Raw genomic sequence first — 19,740 nt, forward strand, 5'->3', positions numbered from 1 at the left:
GGGGCGGCGATCAGAGCCGCGACGAGGGCAGGATGAAGGCGCATCCATCCAATATAGAAGGGGCGCGGCCGGTGGCCGCGCCCCTTCGTCCCGCCGACGCCGCATCGTCCTACTTGGCCGGCTTCACACCGCAGGTGTTGATGCCCAGTAGCGAGTAGAGCGGGCAGAAGCCCATCGCGGCGGTGGCGAGCGGAATCAGGCCCAGCCAGCCCCAGGGCGTCTGCGGACCCACGAACACGATGGAGATCAGCCCGATGCCGAGGAGGGCGCGAAGGGCACGGTCGGCGGTGCCTGCATTGGTCTTGAACATCTGCAACTCCTGCGTGAGAGGGGAACGCGTGGCGCGTCTGACGTACGATGCGCCCCCCTGCGCCGCTGCGCCGTCGGCGGGATGCCGCGACCGCTGCGCGGGAAACCCTCACGTCGCGCGGCGGTATATTCCGTCGGTCCCGCGACCCTGCGGGTATGCCCTGACTCCAGCCCCAGTACGGATGCCCATCCTCTCGCTTCGTTCCTGGCCGGCGCTCGGCGCGGTCCTCCTCGCCTCCGCCTTCACCCCGACGCTCGCGGCCCAGCAGCCGCAGGCGGCCAAGCCGACCATCGCACGCGTCGTCGTGCTGCCCGTCCAGCGCACGGTTGCGGCTGGCGATACCCTGCGCTTCACCGCCGAGGCGCGTGATGCGTCCGGCAAGGTCGTGGAAGGCGTGAACTTCCGCTGGGCCCAGACGGGCGCGCACTTCGAAGGCTCGATGTCACAGACCGGCCTCGTCACCGCCGGCTCGACGGGCATCCTGCCGGCTGCGGTGGTGGCGATCCTGCCGGGCGAGCAGCCGGTAGTGGAGCGCTTCGAAGTGCGGATGGTCCCTGGCCCGGCCGCGCGCATCGCCATCACACCGACGCCACAGCGGCTCGTGACGGGCCAGCGCATCCGGCTGAACGCCGAGGTGACCTCGGCCATCGGCGACCGACGCGAGGACCGGGTGACGTGGAGTTCGTCCAGCCCGCGCATCGCGACGGTCAACGAGGTGGGGATGGTGACTGCGGTGGCCGCCGGGCGCACGACGCTCACGGCGCGTGCCGGCGATGTCACCGAGGCGATCGGCGTCGAGGTGCTCGCCACCGCCGCCGCCTCGCTCAGCGTCGAACCGGGGCTCAGCGATGCGCGGACGGGTGATGTCATCCGCTTCCGCGCCGTCGCGCGCGACGCGCAGGGCCGCGAGATCGCGGGCGTCACGCCGGTGTGGAGCTTCGCCCCCGGCCAAGGGATGATCGACAGCGACGGGGCCTTCGTCGGCTACGAGGCCGGCAGCTACACGATCACGGCCTCGCTGGGCAACCGCTCGGCCGATGCCGTGGTGACGCTCACGCGCCGCGACGTGCGCCGCCCGCTGACGGTGGTAGGCCGCCTGCCGCGCACGCGCTTCAACACCGAGGAAGTCTGGCTGCATCCCAACGGCGAGGTCGCGTACCTCGGCTCCGGCGGCGGCGGCGACGTGCTCTACGCCATCGACATCAGCAATCCGGCCAGCCCGGTGGTCACCGACTCCATCGTCGCCAACACGCGCCGCGTGAACGACGTGATGACCACGCCCGACGGCAAGTACCTCGTCTTCACACGCGAGGGTGCGGCCGACCGGCGCAACGGCGTCGTATTCGCGTCGCTCGAGGATCCGCGGCATCCCAAGGTCATCAGCGAGTTCACGCAGGGCGTCACCGCCGGCGTGCACTCGAGCTTCATCTATAAGGACCCGCGCTACGGGCAGCACGTGTTCCTCACCAACGACGGCACCGGCGCGCTACACGTGCTCAACATCGACGACCCGCACCAGCCGCGCGAGGTCGCGCAGTGGAAGACCGAGAACCGTCCCGACGCGGGGCGCACGCTGCACGACATCGACGTGCAGGACGGCCTGCTCTACGGCTCGTGGTGGAATGACGGGCTGGTGATCCTGGATGTCGGCAACGGCATCAAGGGTGGCACGCCGAGCAATCCGGTGATGGTCTCGCAGTTCAAGTACGACCTGAACGCGCTGTACCGGGACGTGGAGGCCAGCGGCGGCCCCGGCTTCATCCGCGGCACGCACACAGCCTGGCGCCACCGCAACTACGTGTTCATCGCGGACGAGGTGTTCCCGGCGAGCGGCGTGCGCGGCGCGAAGGATGCGGCCGCTGGTCGGGCCTACGGGCGCCTGCAGGTGGTCGACGTGAGCGACATCGAGCAGCCGAAGTCCGTGGCCTGGTACGAGCCGGAGTTCGGCGGTGTGCACAATGTGTGGGTTGCCGGCGATTCGCTGTATATCGGCGCGTACAACGCCGGCTTCCGCGTGTTCGACGTGAGCGGCGAGCTCAAGGGCGACCTGCGCGCGCAGGGCCGCGAGATCGGGCATCTCAACACGGCCGATATGGACGGGCGCACGCGCAACAGCGCGATGACCTGGGGCGTGGTGGTGCGCGACGGTTTGGCTTACGTGAACGATATGAACAACGGCCTGTGGATCGTGCGCATCGAGCCCAAGACGGGCGTGGTGCCGTGACGCCAGGCGCGACGCGTCGCGGGATGGGTGTAGGGCGCAGGGCCGCGTTGGGCGTCCTCGTCGTGGGCGCGCTCACCTCGGCGTTCTCGTGTCGGCGGGTCGACAGGGCGCGCGTCGCCCCGCGCGTGCTCAGCGACCCAGCGCCGCCCGCGCCGCCGACGCGCGAGTACGAGGCCATCGTCGTCTCCGAGTCGGTGGACGAGATCGCACGCATCCGCTTCGGCGCGCAGGGCGCGCGCGTCGAGAAGGTCGTGCCGGTGGGGATGAGCCTCATCGACCCCGACGGGCCGCACGGCGTGGCGCTGAGCCCCGACGGCGCGCACTACTTCGTGACCACAGCGCACGGGCTGCCCGGCGGCTCGCTGTGGAAGTTCCGCAGCAGCGACGACGAGCCGGTCGGACGCGCGGTGCTCGGACCCTTTCCGGCGACGGCACAGGTCAGCCCCGATGGCTTCTTCGCGTGGGTGGTGAACTTCAACCTGCACGGGGAGATGGTCCCATCGAGCGTCTCGGTGGTGGAGACCGGTGAGATGATCGAGGTGGCGCGCATCCCCACCTGCACGATGCCGCACGGCTCGCGGCTCAATGCGACGGGCACGCGGCACTACTCGGCCTGTATGATGGACGAGGTGCTCGTCGAGATCGACGCACAGGCGTTCGCCGTGCACCGCCACTTCTTCCTGACCGCCGGCCAGGAGATCGGGATGGCCGGCGCCCCGCCTCAGCGCGGCGCGGGCGGCCACGGCGCGCACGGCGGACACGACGGCGGCGGGCACGGGATGGAGCCGCCGGCGCCCGGCGACGTGAGCTGCTCCCCGACTTGGGCGCAGCCCTCACCCGACGGCACGCGCGTCTGGGTGGCCTGCAACAAGAGCAGCGACATCGTGGAGATCGACGTCGCGCGCTGGACGCTGCTGCGGCGCATCCCGGCCGGTGACGGCGTGTACAATCTCGCCGTCACGCACGACGGCTCGCGGCTCATCGCCACCAACAAGCGCGGCCAGAGCGTGAGCGTGTTTGACGCAGCGAGCGGCCGCGAGCTCGTGCGCATCCCGACGACGCGGCGCGTGGTCCACGGGGCGGCGATCTCGGCCGACGATCGCTACGCGTTCATCACGAACGAGGGCGTGGGGTCGGAGCGGAGCACGGTGGACATCATCGACCTGCGCGCGCTGCGCCGCGTGGCCAGCGTCGAGGTGGGACAGCAGGCCGGCGGCATCGACGTCCTGCGCTGAACACCTGGGCTCCGACTACTTTCCGAGCTTCTTCGCGGCCTCGCGCCGGGCGAAAGAGTTGGGCGGATTGTTCCCCGACGCCATCGCGAGGGCCCGCTCGTACTGCGCCTTGGCGCGATCCGCCTCTCCGGCCCGTTCGTACGCGAGGCCGAGGAGGTATCGCAGCTGCGGATCGCGGTCGTTGCCGGGGATTGCCGTCGCGCGCTCCATCTCGCGCACCGCGAGCGCCGTCTGGCCGGTGTAGAGCGCGATGTAGCCCGGCAGGTACTGGAAGAAGCGCTCCTGCTGCCGCGCCAAGCTCGAATCCACCGCGACCATCGCGTCCAGCGACGCACGGGCGCCGGTCAGATAGCGCTGCGCCGCCGCCGCGTCCCCGCGCAGGGCCGAGAGCCGTGCCATCGCGTGGTTGAGGCGGAAGTCCCACAGCACGCGCGGATTCTCGCGCGGCTCGGGCTGCATGTTGCCAAGTTCACTGCCGCGCCGATACATCCGCTCCGCCTCGTCGAGCGCGCCCGCGTCGGCGCAGATGCGCGCCGCCTCGTTGGCCATCTCGCCCTGCTGGTAGAACGCGTCCTGCGGTACGCTGGCCTCGCGGGTCTTGTGATACGCGATGACCATCTCCTCGTAGCGCACGGCCAGCGCGCAATCACCGTCGAAGCCGGCAGAGCGCGCCATCGAACGCTGCGCGGCGGCGCGTGCGCGCGGCGAGTCCGCGGCGTCGATCATCTGCTGATAGATGCGACGCGCCTCCGCGTGGCGCCCGGCCTCGTGGAGGCGCATCGCCTCCTGCATCTGGGGATTGCCGCCGCCCTGAGCGGCGAGACCGATCGGTGCGAGCAGCAGCGCGACGGTTGCCGCCAAGGATATGCAGCGAGGGGAAACTGGCATCGCGATGCCCTCCGGTAGGGGTGTTCCGAAGTATAGGCTCGCGCGCCGGTGGCTGCGACCCTTTCCGATAGCGAGCGCGGGGCGTGTCCTCTCGGACCCGCCCCGCGCCGTGCCTCACGCCGACTGCCGCGGCGGCCGACTAGTACCGGTAGTGATCCGGCTTGTACGGCCCGTCCACCGACACGCCGATGTACGCGGCCTGCTTCTCCGTGAGCTTCGTCAGCTTCACGCCCAGCTTATCGAGGTGCAGGCGCGCCACCTTCTCGTCGAGCTTCTTGGGCAGCACGTACACCTGCTTGGCGTCATACTTGGTGCCCGACACCGTCGGCTTGCCCTGCGCCGCGAGGTGCAGGTCGATCTGCGCCACCACCTGGTTCGTGAACGAGCAGCTCATCACGAACGACGGGTGCCCGGTCGCGCAGCCGAGGTTGAGCAGCCGGCCTTCGGCCAGGATCAGCACCGAGTGGCCATCCGGGAAGATCCACTCGTCGAACTGCGGCTTGATGTTGTTGCGCTTGATGCCGGGGTACTTCTTGAGCCCGGCCATATCGATCTCGTTGTCAAAGTGGCCGATGTTCCCCACGATGGCCTTGTCCTTCATCTTGGCCATATGCTCCACCGTGATGATGTCGGCGTTGCCGGTCGCGGTGATGAAGATGTCGGCGGTGCTGACCACATCCTCGAGCGTCGCGACCTGGTAGCCTTCCATCGCCGCCTGCAGCGCGCAGATGGGATCGATCTCGACGATGATCACGCGCGCGCCCTGGCCCTTGAAGGCCTGCGCTGAGCCCTTGCCGACGTCACCGTAGCCGAGCACGACAGCGACCTTGCCGGCCAGCATCACGTCCGACGCGCGGAGGATGCCGTCGGTGAGCGAGTGCCGGCAGCCGTAGAGGTTGTCGAACTTGCTCTTGGTCACCGAGTCGTTGACGTTGATCGCCGGGAAGAGGAGCTTGCCCGCCTGCATCATCTCATAGAGGCGATGCACGCCGGTGGTGGTCTCCTCGGAGACGCCCTTGATGGCCTTGCCGACGTTCGTCCAGCGCTTCGGGTCTTCCTTGATGGTCTTGCTCAGCAGACCGAGGATGACGCCCCACTCTTCGGGCTCGTTGGCGGCGTCGAAGGCCGGCACCTTGCCGGCGGCCTCGTACTCGGTGCCCTTGTGGATGAGCAGCGTGGCGTCGCCGCCATCATCCAGGAGCAAGTTCGGGCCGCTGCCGTCGGGCCACATCAGGGCCTGGTCGGTGCACCACCAGTACTCCTCGAGCGTCTCGCCCTTCCAGGCGAACACCGGCGTGCCGCGTGGCTGCTCGATCGAGCCATCCTTGCCGACGACCACCGCCGCCGCGGCGTGGTCCTGCGTGGAGAAGATGTTGCAGCTCACCCAGCGCACGTCCGCGCCGAGTTCGACCAGCGTCTCGATGAGCACGGCGGTCTGGATGGTCATATGCAGCGAGCCCATGATCTTGGCGCCCGCGAGCGGCTTCTTGCCCTTGTACTCGGCGCGCAGCGCCATCAGGCCGGGCATCTCGTACTCGGCGAGGCGGATTTCCTGGCGGCCCCAGTCGGCGAGGGTGATGTCGGCGACCTTGAATGGGGGGCGGTTGGCCTTCGCGGACGCGTCGAAGGGATGGAGCTGGGGTGCGGTGGCAGTCATTGTGTGCTCTCTTGGGACGGAAGACGGATGACGGAAGCTAACGACAACTACACGGTGAGAACTGCGGTGAACAGCGTTGGGCCCTTCGTGGCGGCACTGGGCGGGAGCGCGTGCATTCGTACTGCCGCGAAGCCGGCGGCGGCTGACCACTCCTTGACCTGCTCGGCGTCGAAGCCGAGCCAGACGTGGCCCATCGTCTGACGATACTCCGCGCGATCGTGCGGGAGCATATCCACGAGCAGGAGCTTGCCGCGCGGCTTCAGTGCGCGCCGGATGCCGGCGAGGACGGCGGCCGGGTCGGCGACGTAGTGCAACACGAGCGAGAGCACGGCGACATCGAGCGTGCCGGCATCGATTGGAAGCTCCTCGATGCTACCGGAGCGGATCTCGACGTTGGGCAGCGAGGCGAGGCGCGCCTTTGCCGCCTTGAGCATCGCGGACGACTCGTCCACCGCGATTACCTGGCGCACGAACGGCGCGAGCACCTCGGCGAGCTGGCCGGTGCCGCAACCGAGGTCGGCGACGACGGCATCGTCATCGAGAAGGCCGACCAGCGCGTAGAGTTCGGTACGCGCGCCGAAGAGCTCGGCGCGCAGCTTGTCCCACTGGGCCGCCGAGCTCGCGAAGAACTGCTGCGACCGCGTGTGGCGGTCGGCGAGCACGCCCTTCACGCGCTGGGTGTCGCGGGCGGCCGCAGGCAGACCCTCGGCTTCGTCGCGCACCGAAGCCCACAGCTTGCGCGTGCCGGCGTCCAGCGCCTTGGCGTCGAGGCGATAGCGATTGCTGGTTCCGTCCTCCCGCGCCACGAGCCAGCCGGCGTCGGCCAGCACCTTGAGATGGCGGCTGACCGTGGACTGCGGCAGCTGCAGCACGGCGCGCAGCTCGGACACCGTCAGCTCGTGGCGCTCCAGCAGCAGGAGCAACCGCGAGCGGATGGGGTCGGCCAGGGCCGAGAGGCGGTCAAAGAGGAGAGGTCGCTTCATCCGTATATCCGGATGAAAGGTTAACCACTGAAACCCGCCGGGGCAACCGTGGACGGGGTCAGACCCGGACCGCAGCGAAGAAGGCCTGGAGTCGCCGCGGGCTCAGCGCTCCCAGTTCGCGCACGCCCGAGCAGATATCCACCCCGAAGGGGCGCACCTTTGTGATGGCCTCGGCGACGTTCTCGGCGTGCAGTCCGCCGGCCAACCAGACGGGGACGTCCACCGACTCGACGATCGCGCGGCTCAGCGTCCAGTCGTGCGTGCGCCCGGTGCCGCCCAGCTCCTTCACGGCTGCATCGGGATTCCCGGAGTCGAGCAGGATCTCGTCGACGAGCGGCGCGACCGCCACCGCCTCGGCCACGTCCTCACGCCCGCGCACGTGGATCACCTGGACGATCTTGGCGTGCGGCGCACCGCTGCGGATCGCGGCATACATCGAGTGCGGAACCTTGTCGACGAGCTGCAGGCGCACCCCGTCGATCCCGCGCGCCTGTTCGCAAATGCGCAGCGGACTCCGCTGCGACGTGAGCACGAAGATCCAGGCCTTCCCGAAGGCCCAGCGCGCGATTCGCCGCATCTCGTGGTCCGTGATGACCCCCGGACCACTGGGCATCTTGGTGACGAGACCGATGGCGTCGGCCCCGTGGGCGAGCGCGAGCTCGGCTTCCACTTCGTCGGCGATGCAGCAGATCTTCACTCGCGTCACGCACGGCGCTCCAGCGCGGCGGTGCTGTCGTGCAGGACCTCCCCCACCCAGCAATGCATCCCGACGCCGACGAGCCCGGCCTGCGCGAATCGCCGCGCGTACTGCGCTGCGCTTCGATTGTGCCAACCGATACGGTCGCCTTCGATCGCATCGTCGGTGGTGTACGCCTCGAGAAAGGCCACCCCGCCGAGGAGTTCGGCCACCGCGGCAAGGCCCGGGCCCAACTCGGCGTCCGGCACGTACTGCAGCACGTCGCAGACGACGATCAAGTCGTAGGGCCCGTCGAGGTCCATCGTCGCCAGCGACCCGAAGCTCCCGGCGCGGATGTCGCGGCTCCGGCCGAAGCGCTCGACGACGTATTCGCTAGACTCGACGCCGGTGTAGCGGAGGCTGGGGCGTTCGCGCCGCAGGTGCTCGCGCCAGGCGCCTTCGCCGCAGCCCACGTCCAGCACCGTGCGCACCGGCCGCTCCAGCAGGGCTTCGGCCACGCCGAGCGTCAGGCGCACCTTCCGCGCGACGGCAGCGGGCGTGATGACCCGCCGCTCCGGGTCGTGGTACCACTGTTCGAAGTAGGCTTGGTCGTAGCGCTTGGACATTGCGTAGCGGAGGTGGACTCGGCGGAAGCTACTCTCCGCTCTGCCGCGGCCGAACTCACACCGCGTTGAGCACGCCGCAGCCGAGCTGCTGCGCGTGGCAGGTCGCGAACACCCCGGTGGGCATCTTGTAGATGCCGGGGATGAGGTTGTCGTTCACGAGCTGCACAGCGTCCTGCCGCGGAATGCTCCGGGCCCGCGCGAAGCGGCCGGCGTAGTTGCGCAGGGCGAGGTCGCAGGCGAGCACGACCACGCCGCGCGAAATGAGCGTATCTAGCGCGCCGTCCGGCCAGGTCAGGGCGTGCTGTGCACCGGCCGGCACATTGATGAACGGATTGCGCTTGGTCGGCTCGCCGGTGACCGGATCCTTGAGCTTGGTCTCCTCCGCGAGCATCCCGTCCGCCCACAGCGCGTCGGTCATCACCATTGGCACGGCCGAGTGCCGGATGATGAGCACGGCACTGACGTCGCGGTCGCTGAGGCCGTACACGTCCTTGTAGCCCTGCAGGAACGAGCGCGCCTGGTGCAGGCAGACACCTTCCGAGACCTCGTGTGCGTCGAAGGCCATCTTGTGGCGGCCGGTCACGCGCTCGGTCCAGGACATATCCCAGGTGCCCTGCACGGCCGGTTGCGGCTCGGCGGCACCCAGCGGCGCGGCGGCAAGCGTGCCGGCAGCGAGAACGGAGGCACGGCGAAGAAAATCGCGACGCTGGGTCATTGCTCGGGGCTCGGGTCAGGGGTGGGCGCCTGCTGGAGGCTAGCGGCCTCGCGGTCCTCGCGCCACAGGGCGAGCGCCAGCAGGATGGCGCCGGCGCTCACGCCGATGTCCGCGACATTGAAGGTCCAGAAGCGCCAAGACGCCGTGCCAAGATCGATGAAGTCCACCACGCCCTTGGTATGGCGCAGCCGATCCACGAGGTTGCCGAGCGCCCCGGCGGAGACCAAGCCGAGCGCAAGGGGGATGGCCCGAGCGCTGCGCGGCGTCTGCCGCATCATCACGAAAAGGTAGGTGACCATCCCGATCGCGACGATGCTGAAGAACGGGCGCGACAGACCGCCCACGTTGAGGTTCATCGCCGCGCCCGTATTGTAGGTCAGCGTCCAGCGCAGCAGGTTGCCGGCCACTTCGACCGGGGTGTGCAGCAGCAGCGTCGCCTCGGCCCAGCGCTTCGTGATGATGTCAAGCGCCAAGACGAAACCGAGCGAGCCGAAGTACAGGCGATCGCGCGGCCCGCGCTCGGGGGCGATGGGGGACTGCGTGTCAGGTGTCGTCATAGGAAGTTGGACGCGCCGTGCGCGACCCTCCTAACTTACCCCGCGTGCCCGTGAAGGTGTACGCGTGGCGCCGCTCCCTCGCCCCCTCCCTGCCCTTGCGCGACGCCCCGTCCCTGCCGATTGACGCCGTCCTCGCACCGTTGCACGCGGCGTTGGCCGATCGCGGCGCGGCGGTGCTCGTGGCGGCGCCGGGCGCGGGCAAGACGACGCGGGTGCCGTTGGCGTTGCTCACGGCCGCCTGGCGCGGCGAAGGGCGCATCCTCGTGCTCGAACCGCGAAGGCTCGCCGCCCGTGCCGCCGCGGAACAGATGGCCCGCCTGCTCGGCGAACCCGTCGGACGCACGGTCGGCTACCGCGTGCGCCTCGAGTCGCGCGTCAGCGCCGCCACGCGCATCGAGGTCATCACGGAAGGCATCTTCACGCGCCTCGTGCAGGAGGATCCGTCGCTGGAGGGCGTGGCGGCCGTGCTCTTCGACGAGTTCCACGAACGGCACCTGCCCAGCGACCTTGGCCTGGCGCTGGCACTCGAATCGCGCGGCGTGCTGCGCCCTGATCTGCGCATCCTCGTGATGTCGGCAACGCTGGAACCCGCGCCCGTCGCCGCACTCCTCGGCGATGCCGTGCCGGCGCCGGTCGTTGTGAGCGAGGGACGCGAGCATCCCGTGAGCACGAGCTGGCGCCCTGCGCGAGACGGCGTGCCGATGCCGCGGCATACGGCGCAAGCGGTCCGCGCCGCGCTGGCCGCGCATCCCGGCGACGTGTTGGTCTTCCTGCCCGGTCTCGCCGAGCTCAATCGCACGCGCGACGCCCTCGAGGAAGACGCGCTCGACGCACGTGTGGAGCTCCTCCACGGCTCGCTCTCGCTCGAAGACCAGGATCGCGTGCTGCGGCCGCGCATTCCGGGACGCCGCGTGATCCTGAGTACCGCCATCGCGGAATCGTCCGTCACGCTCGACGGCGTGCGCGTGGTGGTGGATGCCGGACTCGCGCGCGTCCCACGCTACGACCCGCGCAGCGGAATGTCGCGGCTCGCCACCGTGCGCGTCTCGCGCGCGTCGGCGGACCAGCGCCGAGGCCGCGCCGGGCGCAGCGCACCGGGGCACTGCATCCGGTTGTGGGACGAAGGACAGCACGCGTCCCTGCCCGCCCGCGCCACGCCCGAAGTCCTCGAGACAGACCTCACCGCGCTCGCGCTGGAACTGGCCTGCGCCGGCCACGCCGACGCCGCGGCCCTTCGCTGGCTGGACGCGCCGCCCGCCGGGGCCTTGACCCAGGGGCGTGCGCTCCTGACCGACCTCGGCGCACTCGATGCCCAGGGACGCGTCACGGCCCACGGCCGCGCGATGGCCGCCCTCGGTATCGCCCCGCGCCTCGCACACCTCGCGCTGCGCGGCGCCGCGCTCGGGATGGCGACGCTCGCCTGCGAGGTCGCGGCGCTGCTGGCCGAGCGTGACATCCTGCGGCGCGATGCGGCCGAGCACGACGCCGACCTCGTCACGCGGCTCGACGCGCTGCGCGGCCGCGATCGTGGACGCGCCGATCCCACGCGCGCACAGCGTGTGCGGCAGGAAGCGCAGGCCCTACGGCGCGCGCTGCCGCGCGAGGCGCACGACCGCGAAGAAGACCTCGCAGCGCTCGGCACGCTCGTGGCCTTGGCGTATCCCGACCGCATCGCGCAGCGCCGCCCGGGCGAGGCGCCCCGCTACCTGCTGCGCAACGGCCGTGGCGCGCGACTGGCCACAGCTCAGCCGCTTGGGAACTCGCCGTTCCTGGCCGTCGCCGACCTTGACGGCGATCCGGCGGAGAGTCGCATCTGGCTCGCCGCACCGCTCGACGAGGCCTCGTTGCTCGCCTCGACGGCCGGACAAGTCAGCGCGGAGCGCCGCATCTGGTGGGACGATTCGACCGCGAGCGTCCGCGCCACGGAGCGCGAGCGGTTGGGCGCCATCGTCCTGCGCGAGCGCCCGCTGCGGGACATTCCGCCCGAGGCCATCGCAGCGGCGGTACTCGACGCCGTGCGTGCGAAGGGAATTGCCGCACTGCCGTGGACCGAAGCCGACACCGCGCTGCGGACGCGCCTTGCGTTCGCGCACGCAGCGCTCGGCGCACCGTTCCCCGACGTGAGCGATGATGCACTCCTCGCGACCCTCGACGCGTGGTTGCGCCCGGCCCTCGGCGAGGCGCGCCGCTGGAGCGACCTCGCGCGCATCGGGCTCGGCAAGGCCCTGCTCGCGCCATTGCCCTGGGCGCAGCGCGAACGTTTGGACCGGATCGCGCCCACGCACGTCGCGGTGCCAAGCGGCTCGCGCATCCGTGTGGATTACGGCGATCCGCTGCACCCGGTGCTGGCCGTCAAGCTGCAGGAGTGCTTCGGGCTCACCGAGACGCCGCGCCTGGCGGAGGGCCGGGTGCCGCTGACGATGCACCTGCTCTCTCCAGCCGGGCGGCCGGTGCAGGTGACGCAGGATCTCGCGAGCTTCTGGCGCAGCGGGTACTTCGAGGTGCGCAAGGACCTCAAGGGGCGCTATCCGCGGCACCCCTGGCCGGACGATCCCTTGGCGGCGCCGCCGACGCGGCGGGTGAAGCCGCGCGGCAGCTAGCGCCGCGGAGCGGCAAGCACGGCCAGTGAGCTAGCGCACCCAGCTCGGCCGCGTGATGCGGTCCCAGCGGGCCTCACCGTGCGAATACCCGAACCAGGCCGTGTCGCCTGCCGTCCCGACGGGATAGGCGCGCACGAGCTGGTTGGCGCCGCCGAAGCCGAAGCGATCCTGTCCGGCGTAGCCCTCGAGCTGCTCGTCCGCCAGCGACGCAAGGGGAAAGCGCTCGATGCCCGACGTCCCCTCGGCGTACGCGAAGAGCGTGCCGCGTCGCTCGGCGTCGGCGCCGTGCGTCGCGACGAAGAACTCGCCGCGTCCGTCTCCGTCCACGTCGGCCGTCCCGATGAAGCCGACTGTCCCGACGCGCGTCTCGACCAAGGTGCGTAGCGAGTCATCGCCGCGGGTGAACACGATCACGAACGACCCCGATTCGCAGGACTCTCCGGCCGGGATCAGCACCTCGGCCACGAGATCGCGATACGAGAGCACGCGCGTGCCGAAGCAGGATGTGTCGGCGACCGCGGGCGCGCGATCGGACCCGCAGGCGGAGAGGGCAACGGCGGCGAGAACCAGCAGCAAGCGGCGCATCAGCGGAAACTCCTCCGATCGGAATGGCTTGGGACGGGTACCAGAATATAGAATTGCTTGTCGCTCGGCGCGTCCGCTGGCGGCATTTTCGCCACCCTGACCGCTCGATGCCCCTCGCGACCTTCCGCGCCGCCCTCATCCTCCTGATCGCCGCCGTGCCCCTCGCGGCGCAGGATGCGGGGTGCACGCGATTCCGCCCGCGGGTCGAGAAGATGCAATTCGACGGTAACCGGTCAATCCGGTCCTTCGACCTGCAGCAGATCCTCTACACCGAGCGCGCCGGGAGGCTGCGTCGCTGGTTCGGGTGGAACGTCGGTCCGACGGCCTGCCTGGATACGCTCGAGCTGCGTCGCGACGAACGACGCATCGCCGCGTGGTACGCGATGCGCGGCTATCCGGGCACCGTCGCCAGCGTGACGGTCGAGAAGCCCAGCGCGCGAGTGGCGCACGTGCGGTTCGCCGTGCGCGAGGCGCCACCGGTGAAGATCGACTCCCTGCACCTTGTCGGCATCCCGCGCGGGTTGGTGGACCAGGGCCGACTGGTGCAGGACCTGCGCGGTGCGCCCGTCGATGACTCCGTGCTCGTGGCGACGATGGACTCGGTGCAGCAGATCCTCCGGGCCGAGGGCTATGCGCGCGCCCGTCCGCCCACCAAGCAGGTGGTCGTCGACAGCGTGGCGCGGCGCGCGCGCGTGACGCTCAGCTTCACGCCCGGCCAGTTGGTGCGGGTGGGGGCGATCGAGGTGGCGATGACCGCCGCCGATTCCGCCAAGCCCGCCCTGCGCGAGGACGAGGTCCGCACGCTGCTGCGCTTCAAGCCCGGCGACGCCTACAGCTCGCGCGCCGTCGGCTCCAGCCAGCAGTTGCTGTACTCGTACGACCTGTACCGCACCGTGGCGATCGACACGCTACCGCTGCTCGCGCGCGGCGATACGCTCCCCGTGCGCGTACGGTTGGTTGAGGGGCGCCACAATTCGTTGCGCTTCGGCGGCGGTTGGGGCACCATCGACTGCTTCCGCACCCAGGCGCGCTACGTCGAGCAGAACTTCCTCGGCCGTGGCCATCGGCTGCAGCTCGACGGGCGCCTCTCCAAGCTGGGTGTCGGCGCGCCGGTGGACGGGTTCTCCGGCGCCTGCGCCCCCGCCGTCCGCAGCGACACGTTCAGCCTGCGACTCAACTACTATGTGGGCGCGACGGTCTCGTTGCGTGGGGTCATCGGCGACCGCTGGCACCCGGTGGGCACGCTGTACAGCGAGCGCCGCACGGAGTTCCAGAGCTACGTGCGCGAGACCACCGTCGGCGCGCTCGGCTCGTTCGACAGGCCGATTGTCCCGCGGGTGAACACCACGTTCACGTATCGCTTCGACGCCGGCCGCACGACCTCGGACGCCGCCGTCTCCTGCGCCACCTTCGGCCTCTGCCGCTTCAACGACCGCTTCCTGCTCAACTCGCCCAGCGTGCTGCACGCGGCCGGGATGACCTGGTCGCGCTCGGCGCCAGCCATCGCGTCCTTCGCCGCCAACGACGAGCGATGGGCGATCGAGTCGCGCATCGGCACGGTGAACGTCGGGCGGCCGGGCACACGGGTGAACTTCAACCGCACGCAGCTCGAGTACGCGCTGTACCGCCCGCTGACGCGCACCATCGTCGGGGCGGCGCGGCTTTCGGCCGGCTTCATCGCCACCCGCCGCGACCTCGAGGCCTTCGTGCCCCCGCAGGAGCGCTTCTACTCCGGTGGCCAGAACTCGGTGCGCGGCTACAACCAGGGCCAGCTTGGCCCCGCCGTGTACATCGTGCGCGCCCCCACCGACACCGTCGTCGTCAACGGGGAGCAGGTCGGCATCGCGAACGCCGCGCGCGGTTTCGATCGCGTGGCGCCCGCCGGCGGCACGGCCACGGCCCTGCTCAACCTCGAGCTGCGTTCCCGCGTCGGCTGGCCCAGCGACCTCTTGCGTTGGGTGATCTTCCTCGACGCCGGCCGCGTGTGGAACAACTCCGGCAACTACGCCGTGACCGGCCTGCGCGCGACGCCGGGAGCCGGCGTGCGGCTGGTCACGCCGCTGGGGCCCTTCCGGGTGGACATCGGCTACAACCCGCACCAATGGGAGCCGGGTCCGGCGTTCTTCCTGCAGCGGGCCACCGGCACGCTGCTCGGCCGCGCCATCTGCGTCTCGCCGGGCTCGCAGGAGCCGCTCGACGACACGGCGGCCGGCGCCCTCGGCCCGGTCAACTGCCCCAACACCTTCCGGCCCAACCGCCCGAGCGGATTGCTGCCGCGGCTGGTGTTCCACTTCAGCATCGGGGAGGCGTTCTAGGTGCGGCGGCAGACCAAGCGCGTCCTCTTCACGGCCCTCGGGATGATGCTGCTGTTCGGCGTCATCGTCTGGGCCGGCGCGACGGTGCTGCTCAGCACCGAGCGGGGGCGCGCGTGGACGGAGGCTCGCGTCCTCGCCGCCCTGCGTGGGAGCGTCGCGCAAGGCAGCAGCGTCGAACTTGCCGGCCTGCGCGTCGTGCCGCTCGGCACGGCCGGGTTCGACGCGCTGGTCCTCCGCGATTCCACCGGCAAGGCGATCATCAGCCTGCGGGGGCTACAGCTGGGCTTCGGCCTGCGCGAGTTGCTCGACCGCGAACTGCACATCACGCGCCTGACGCTGGACCGCCTCGACGCCGACGTCACGATGGATTCGGCCGGCGTGCTGGATCTCGAACGGATGATGATCGCCGCCGACATCGGCAGCTCGGCGTCGGATCGTCCCGGACGCCCGTGGCGGGTGCGCATCGACACGCTGACGCTGCGCGACGGGGCGGTCGCGCTGACCCGTCCGGACTCGCTACCGACGCTGCCGCCGCGCCGCGATGTCGTGCACGACCTCTCGGTCGCCCTCGGCGACTCGCGCATCGAGACCGACGGCCCCGTCGCGACCATCGCGCTGGCCAGCGTCCGCGCTCGCCTCGACGAGCCCGCCCTGCCCGTCGGCCTCACCGGCGGAACCATCGCGATGAACGGACGTGCGGCGTCGCTCAGCTTTCCCGTGCTGACGCTCGGCGCGTCGCGGGCGGCCGTGAACGGACGCGTGGACTGGAGCGACCCTGAGCGCGATCCGCGCTTGGCACTCGCCGTGCGAGCCGACGCCGTGGCGCTCGCGGAGCTGGGCTGGGTCGATCCGCTGGTCCCCCGCAGTGGCAGCGCGCGCGCCGCGCTGCGACTGGAGAACGGCGCGCGCGATGGCGAGTTCCGTGCCGTCATCGACCGCTTCACGGTGGAATCGAGCGGTTCGCGCATCGAGGGACGGCTCGTCGCCGACGTCGGCGAGGCGATGGCGCTGCGCAACCTCGACGTCACGGTGGACCCGCTCGACTTCACGCTGCTCCGCGAGCTCTTCGGCGACTCGTCGCCACCGCCGCCGTGGGACGGCGTGCTGCGAGGCCGCGTGCGCGGGCCCGGGGGGCCGCTGTCGGCGCTGGTGCTCGCCGAGAGCGAGTTCGAGTTCGAGGATCGGCGCATCGGCGGGGCCCGCTCGCGCTTTCGCATCGCTGGCACGATCGATCTCGAGGCCGCGGAAACCGTCCTGAACCCGCTGCAGGTGCGCATCGACTCGCTCGACGTGCGCAGCGCCGGCGGCGTGACCGACATCGCCGACGCCCTCACCGGCTACCTCAGCGGCAGTGTGACGCTCGACGGGCCGCTTGACGACGTCCGCTTCCGCGACCTCGACCTCGTGCACATCGATGGCAGCCGCCCGCGCACGCACGTGCGCGGCAACGGTCGCATTGCCGAGGACACGACGCGCACCTGGCTCGAGGCACGGCTCGCGCTCGACACCATCGCCCTCGCCTCCTACGGCGTGGCCGTCGCCGACGAGCCGATGCGGGGGACGGTGCACGGCACGCTGGACGTTTCCGTGACCGGCGACTCGGTGACGCTGGACCTCGCCCTCTCCGGCGAGGGCGCCGACCTGCACTTCATCGGCGCAACCTCGATGGACACCGCGCGGCTCGTCGCCAAGGGACAGCTCGGTGTGTGGAACCTCGATGCGTCGCGCTTCCTGCCCACGCGCGAGCTGCCGGAGCACAAGGTCACCGGCCGCTTCGACCTCGGGCTCGACGGCGGCTGGGACGAACCCAGCGGCCCGGTGGCGTTCTCCCTCGACACCAGCTCGCGCGTCATCGGCCTGCCGCTGCGCGAAGGGACCGGCGCGCTCGTGCTCGAGCCCGGCGGCGTGCGGGTGGACACGCTGCGCGTGGCGACGGACTTCGGTCGCATCAACGGCAAGGGACGCCTCGCCCGTGACCCGAGCGTGCGCGACACGTTGCGCTTTGCTGCCGTGCTGGATTCGGTGGCCGCGCTCGCTCCGCTACTCGGCGATTCACTCGCCGCGGCCTGGGCGGACTCGCTCGGCGGCACGCTCAGGGTCGAGGGGATCGCGGTCGGCTCGCTCGACACCCTCGACGTTCGCGCCACGCTCGACGGCGACTCCCTGCACGCCGGAAGCTTCGTCCTGCGTCAGATGACGGGTGAGCTGCTGCTCGACGGCCTCCCCCACGCCACGCGTGGCCTCGCCACATTCGACGTCGTCGACGGCCGCGCCGGCGGGGCGATCCTGCATCGGCTCTCCGCCGAGGCCACGGTGCGGGACCCCACCTGGGTAGATGCCTCGTTCCGGTTCGTCGCCCAAGACACGTTGATCGGATCCGGCCGCGCCGACATCCATCTGATGGGCGACTCGCTGGAGATGCGCGTGGACTCGCTCTCGGCGCGCAGCCGCGAGGCCGACTGGCAACTCGCGCGCCCGAGCCGCATCGTCCGGCGCCCGGACCGGCTGGTCGTGGATTCACTCCTGCTCCTGAGCCGCGATGGCGCCCGCTTCGCCCTGACGATGCGGGTCGACTCCGCTGGCCCGTTGGATCTCCGGACGCAGGCCCTGCGTGTCCCGCTCAGCCACGCACGGTTCACCGGGCTGATGCCGCCGCGCGTGGACGGCCTGCTCACGCTCGACGCCACGGTCGCGGGCAGCTTCGCCGCGCCGCGCCTCCAGATGACTGCGCGCCTTGACTCCACCCGCGTGGACGACCGCGAGGCGCCGGAACTCACCCTGCGCGCGGCCTACGACACGGCCTGGGTGAACCTCACGCTCGACGGCCGGGTCTTCCAGCGCGATGCGTTTTCGGTGACGGCCGAGTTGCCGCTGGACCTCGCCCTCGAGGCGCGGGCGATGTCAGAACGCTTCGTCGAGAAGCCGCTGTACTTGCGCCTCACCGCCCACGGAACGCCGCTGGCCGGGTTCGAGGCATTCTCGGAGGGCATCCGCGAACTCACCGGCGGGCTCGATGCCGATGTGCAGGTCACGGGCACGTGGCGCGAGCTCGAACCGCGCGGCATCCTGATGCTGCGCGAAGGCGCGTTCGTCGTGCCGGCGCTCGGCACCGGCTTCCGCGATCTCCTGATGGACGTGTCGTTCTCGCCGGATTCGATCCTCATCCAGCGGGCTCGGCTGGCCGATGAACGGTCCCTGAACGACACCGCCTCGCTCGAGGGCGCCATCGTGCGCGAACGGCGCGGCTGGAGTACCGACCTCACCACCGTCGCAAGGAATCTCCGCGTCATCGACGACCCTCGCGTGGCCGAAGCCGACGTCTCGTGGCAACTCTGGCTCCGCGGTCCGCTCGACACCCTCGTGCTCGGCGGCGACGTCACCGTGCCCTCGGCGAACCTCTTCATCGGGCGCCAACGCCGGCGTGCGCTGCAACTGGAAGAGGACCTCGTGCAGCAGGACGTGGCCTCGCAGTACGCCCCGCGACTGGCCGGCGTGCGCCTGCGGCTCGGCAACGAGGTCCGCCTCCGCTCCCCGGAAGCCAACGTGCAGCTCACCGGCGAGGTCGCGGCCGCCGGCACCCTCGACGAACCCGACGTGCGAGGGGAGATCTTCGCGTCGCGCGGCACCTTCCGGCTCGACTTAGGCCTGCTGCAGCGCACCTTCCAGGTGGATAGCGGTCTCGTGCGGCTCAACGGCCCGCTGAGCATCCCGCCGACGCTCGACATCCACACGTCGTACACCGTGCGCCAAGCCGAGCGCGAGGACGTCAAGATCGGCGCGCGGCTCAGCGGCTCGGTCGAGTCCCCGCGGCTCACGCTGTCGTCCGGCGACCTCGGGACCACGGCCAGCGAGACGGAGATCATCTCCTACCTGCTCTTCGGCGCGCCCAGCTTCGCGCTCGACGGGCAGAGCGCGTCGGCGGTGCGGCTCGCGACGGCGGCGCTGGTGCCCTCGCTGGGCGGTGCGGCCGAGCGTGCGCTGGGCGCGCGGCTACCCTTCCTCAGCGAGTTGCAGGTGGTGACCGTAGCCGGCGATTCGCCGCGCGACTTCACGATGAACTCATTCGAAGGCCTGCTCAACTCGTTCGCGCTCACGGCCGGGACGCAGGTCGGCACCGACTCGTACCTGCGGATGTCCGGCGGCGTCTGCCGTGGCGAGAACCGGGCGGCACAATCGCTGCCTGCCTGGTTCGGCATCACCGGCGAGTATCGCCCGCGCGAACGGCTCTCGGCCGAAGTCTCGCTGACGCCGGGCTCCGCACCCTGCAACCGTATCGGGACGTTCGCGCAGATCTACCAGCTCGGTCTCGACCTGTACCGAGATTGGCGCTGGTAGGGCCACGGCCCGCGTTCCCTTGTTAGGTTTGGGG

At 70.7% G+C, this 19,740-nt stretch carries 14 protein-coding genes; 5 read left to right on the forward strand and 9 right to left on the reverse strand.

Annotated features, from left to right (window positions below; all coding sequences use genetic code 11):
• Nucleotides 1-109: 109 nt before the first annotated feature.
• The gene (locus KF689_09245; GenBank protein MBX3133553.1) at nucleotides 110-310 is read right to left on the reverse strand and encodes a DUF2892 domain-containing protein; all 201 of its coding nucleotides are present in this window, start codon (nucleotides 308-310) and stop codon (nucleotides 110-112) included.
• Nucleotides 311-491: 181 nt separating this feature from the next.
• Here KF689_09245 and KF689_09250 point away from each other — a divergent pair, with 181 nt between their 5' ends.
• Together KF689_09250 and KF689_09255 are read left to right on the forward strand one after the other, a co-directional pair.
• Nucleotides 492-2,534: an Ig-like domain-containing protein gene (locus KF689_09250; protein MBX3133554.1), complete on the forward strand. Its 2,043-nt coding sequence runs from the start codon at nucleotides 492-494 to the stop codon at nucleotides 2,532-2,534.
• A 47-nt stretch (nucleotides 2,535-2,581) separates the two neighbouring features.
• Nucleotides 2,582-3,769 (forward strand): hypothetical protein, encoded by a 1,188-nt coding sequence (locus KF689_09255; protein ID MBX3133555.1) that lies wholly within the window; start codon nucleotides 2,582-2,584, stop codon nucleotides 3,767-3,769.
• Nucleotides 3,770-3,784: 15 nt separating this feature from the next.
• On the opposite strand, the gene KF689_09260 is transcribed toward KF689_09255, so the two are convergent.
• From KF689_09260 to lspA, 7 genes are all read right to left on the reverse strand, one after another.
• Nucleotides 3,785-4,657 (reverse strand): hypothetical protein, encoded by an 873-nt coding sequence (locus tag KF689_09260; GenBank protein MBX3133556.1) that lies wholly within the window; start codon nucleotides 4,655-4,657, stop codon nucleotides 3,785-3,787.
• A 139-nt stretch (nucleotides 4,658-4,796) separates the two neighbouring features.
• Nucleotides 4,797-6,314 (reverse strand): adenosylhomocysteinase, encoded by a 1,518-nt coding sequence (ahcY, locus tag KF689_09265; GenBank protein ID MBX3133557.1) that lies wholly within the window; start codon nucleotides 6,312-6,314, stop codon nucleotides 4,797-4,799.
• Between the two features lie 47 nt (nucleotides 6,315-6,361).
• On the reverse strand, nucleotides 6,362-7,297 hold the full coding sequence (locus KF689_09270) for an ArsR family transcriptional regulator (GenBank protein ID MBX3133558.1): 936 nt from the start codon (nucleotides 7,295-7,297) through the stop codon (nucleotides 6,362-6,364).
• A 58-nt stretch (nucleotides 7,298-7,355) separates the two neighbouring features.
• Complete coding sequence (locus KF689_09275) at nucleotides 7,356-8,003, reverse strand: phosphoribosylanthranilate isomerase (GenBank protein MBX3133559.1); 648 nt, start codon at nucleotides 8,001-8,003, stop codon at nucleotides 7,356-7,358.
• Nucleotides 8,000-8,599 carry a class I SAM-dependent methyltransferase gene (locus KF689_09280; GenBank protein MBX3133560.1) on the reverse strand — a complete coding sequence of 200 codons (600 nt, stop codon included), beginning with the start codon at nucleotides 8,597-8,599 and terminating at the stop codon, nucleotides 8,000-8,002. The genes KF689_09275 and KF689_09280 overlap by 4 nt, the downstream gene beginning before the upstream one ends.
• A 55-nt stretch (nucleotides 8,600-8,654) precedes the next feature.
• Nucleotides 8,655-9,314 (reverse strand): hypothetical protein, encoded by a 660-nt coding sequence (locus tag KF689_09285; GenBank protein ID MBX3133561.1) that lies wholly within the window; start codon nucleotides 9,312-9,314, stop codon nucleotides 8,655-8,657.
• A complete protein-coding gene (lspA, locus tag KF689_09290) occupies nucleotides 9,311-9,871 on the reverse strand; it encodes a signal peptidase II (protein ID MBX3133562.1) in 561 nt (186 codons plus the stop codon). The genes KF689_09285 and lspA overlap by 4 nt, the downstream gene beginning before the upstream one ends.
• Nucleotides 9,872-9,915: 44 nt before the next feature.
• On the opposite strand from lspA, the gene hrpB reads away from it, so the two are divergent.
• The gene (gene hrpB, locus KF689_09295) at nucleotides 9,916-12,471 is read left to right on the forward strand and encodes an ATP-dependent helicase HrpB (GenBank protein MBX3133563.1); all 2,556 of its coding nucleotides are present in this window, start codon (nucleotides 9,916-9,918) and stop codon (nucleotides 12,469-12,471) included.
• Between the two features lie 30 nt (nucleotides 12,472-12,501).
• On the opposite strand, the gene KF689_09300 is transcribed toward hrpB, so the two are convergent.
• A complete protein-coding gene (locus tag KF689_09300) occupies nucleotides 12,502-13,056 on the reverse strand; it encodes a hypothetical protein (protein MBX3133564.1) in 555 nt (184 codons plus the stop codon).
• Nucleotides 13,057-13,163: 107 nt separating this feature from the next.
• On the opposite strand from KF689_09300, the gene KF689_09305 reads away from it, so the two are divergent.
• Both KF689_09305 and KF689_09310 read left to right on the forward strand, forming a co-directional pair.
• Entirely contained in the window at nucleotides 13,164-15,371 is a 2,208-nt protein-coding gene (locus tag KF689_09305) for a BamA/TamA family outer membrane protein (protein MBX3133565.1), read from the forward strand.
• Nucleotides 15,372-19,706 carry a translocation/assembly module TamB domain-containing protein gene (locus KF689_09310; protein MBX3133566.1) on the forward strand — a complete coding sequence of 1,445 codons (4,335 nt, stop codon included), beginning with the start codon at nucleotides 15,372-15,374 and terminating at the stop codon, nucleotides 19,704-19,706.
• The last annotated feature ends 34 nt before the right edge of the window (nucleotides 19,707-19,740 follow it).

It is taken from the genome of Gemmatimonadaceae bacterium (assembly GCA_019637355.1).
In the GTDB taxonomy this organism is placed as follows: Bacteria; Gemmatimonadota; Gemmatimonadetes; order Gemmatimonadales; family Gemmatimonadaceae; genus Pseudogemmatithrix.

Coding starts and splice junctions, on each gene's coding strand:
- KF689_09300 (MBX3133564.1), bottom strand. CDS start 13,056: ATGCGCCGCTTGCTGCTGGTTCTCGCCGCCGTTGCCCTCTCCGCCTGC.
- lspA (MBX3133562.1), bottom strand. CDS start 9,871: ATGACGACACCTGACACGCAGTCCCCCATCGCCCCCGAGCGCGGGCCG.
- KF689_09305 (MBX3133565.1), top strand. CDS start 13,164: ATGCCCCTCGCGACCTTCCGCGCCGCCCTCATCCTCCTGATCGCCGCC.
- KF689_09270 (MBX3133558.1), bottom strand. CDS start 7,297: ATGAAGCGACCTCTCCTCTTTGACCGCCTCTCGGCCCTGGCCGACCCC.
- KF689_09285 (MBX3133561.1), bottom strand. CDS start 9,314: ATGACCCAGCGTCGCGATTTTCTTCGCCGTGCCTCCGTTCTCGCTGCC.
- KF689_09260 (MBX3133556.1), bottom strand. CDS start 4,657: ATGCCAGTTTCCCCTCGCTGCATATCCTTGGCGGCAACCGTCGCGCTG.
- KF689_09250 (MBX3133554.1), top strand. CDS start 492: ATGCCCATCCTCTCGCTTCGTTCCTGGCCGGCGCTCGGCGCGGTCCTC.
- KF689_09245 (MBX3133553.1), bottom strand. CDS start 310: ATGTTCAAGACCAATGCAGGCACCGCCGACCGTGCCCTTCGCGCCCTC.
- KF689_09280 (MBX3133560.1), bottom strand. CDS start 8,599: ATGTCCAAGCGCTACGACCAAGCCTACTTCGAACAGTGGTACCACGAC.
- ahcY (MBX3133557.1), bottom strand. CDS start 6,314: ATGACTGCCACCGCACCCCAGCTCCATCCCTTCGACGCGTCCGCGAAG.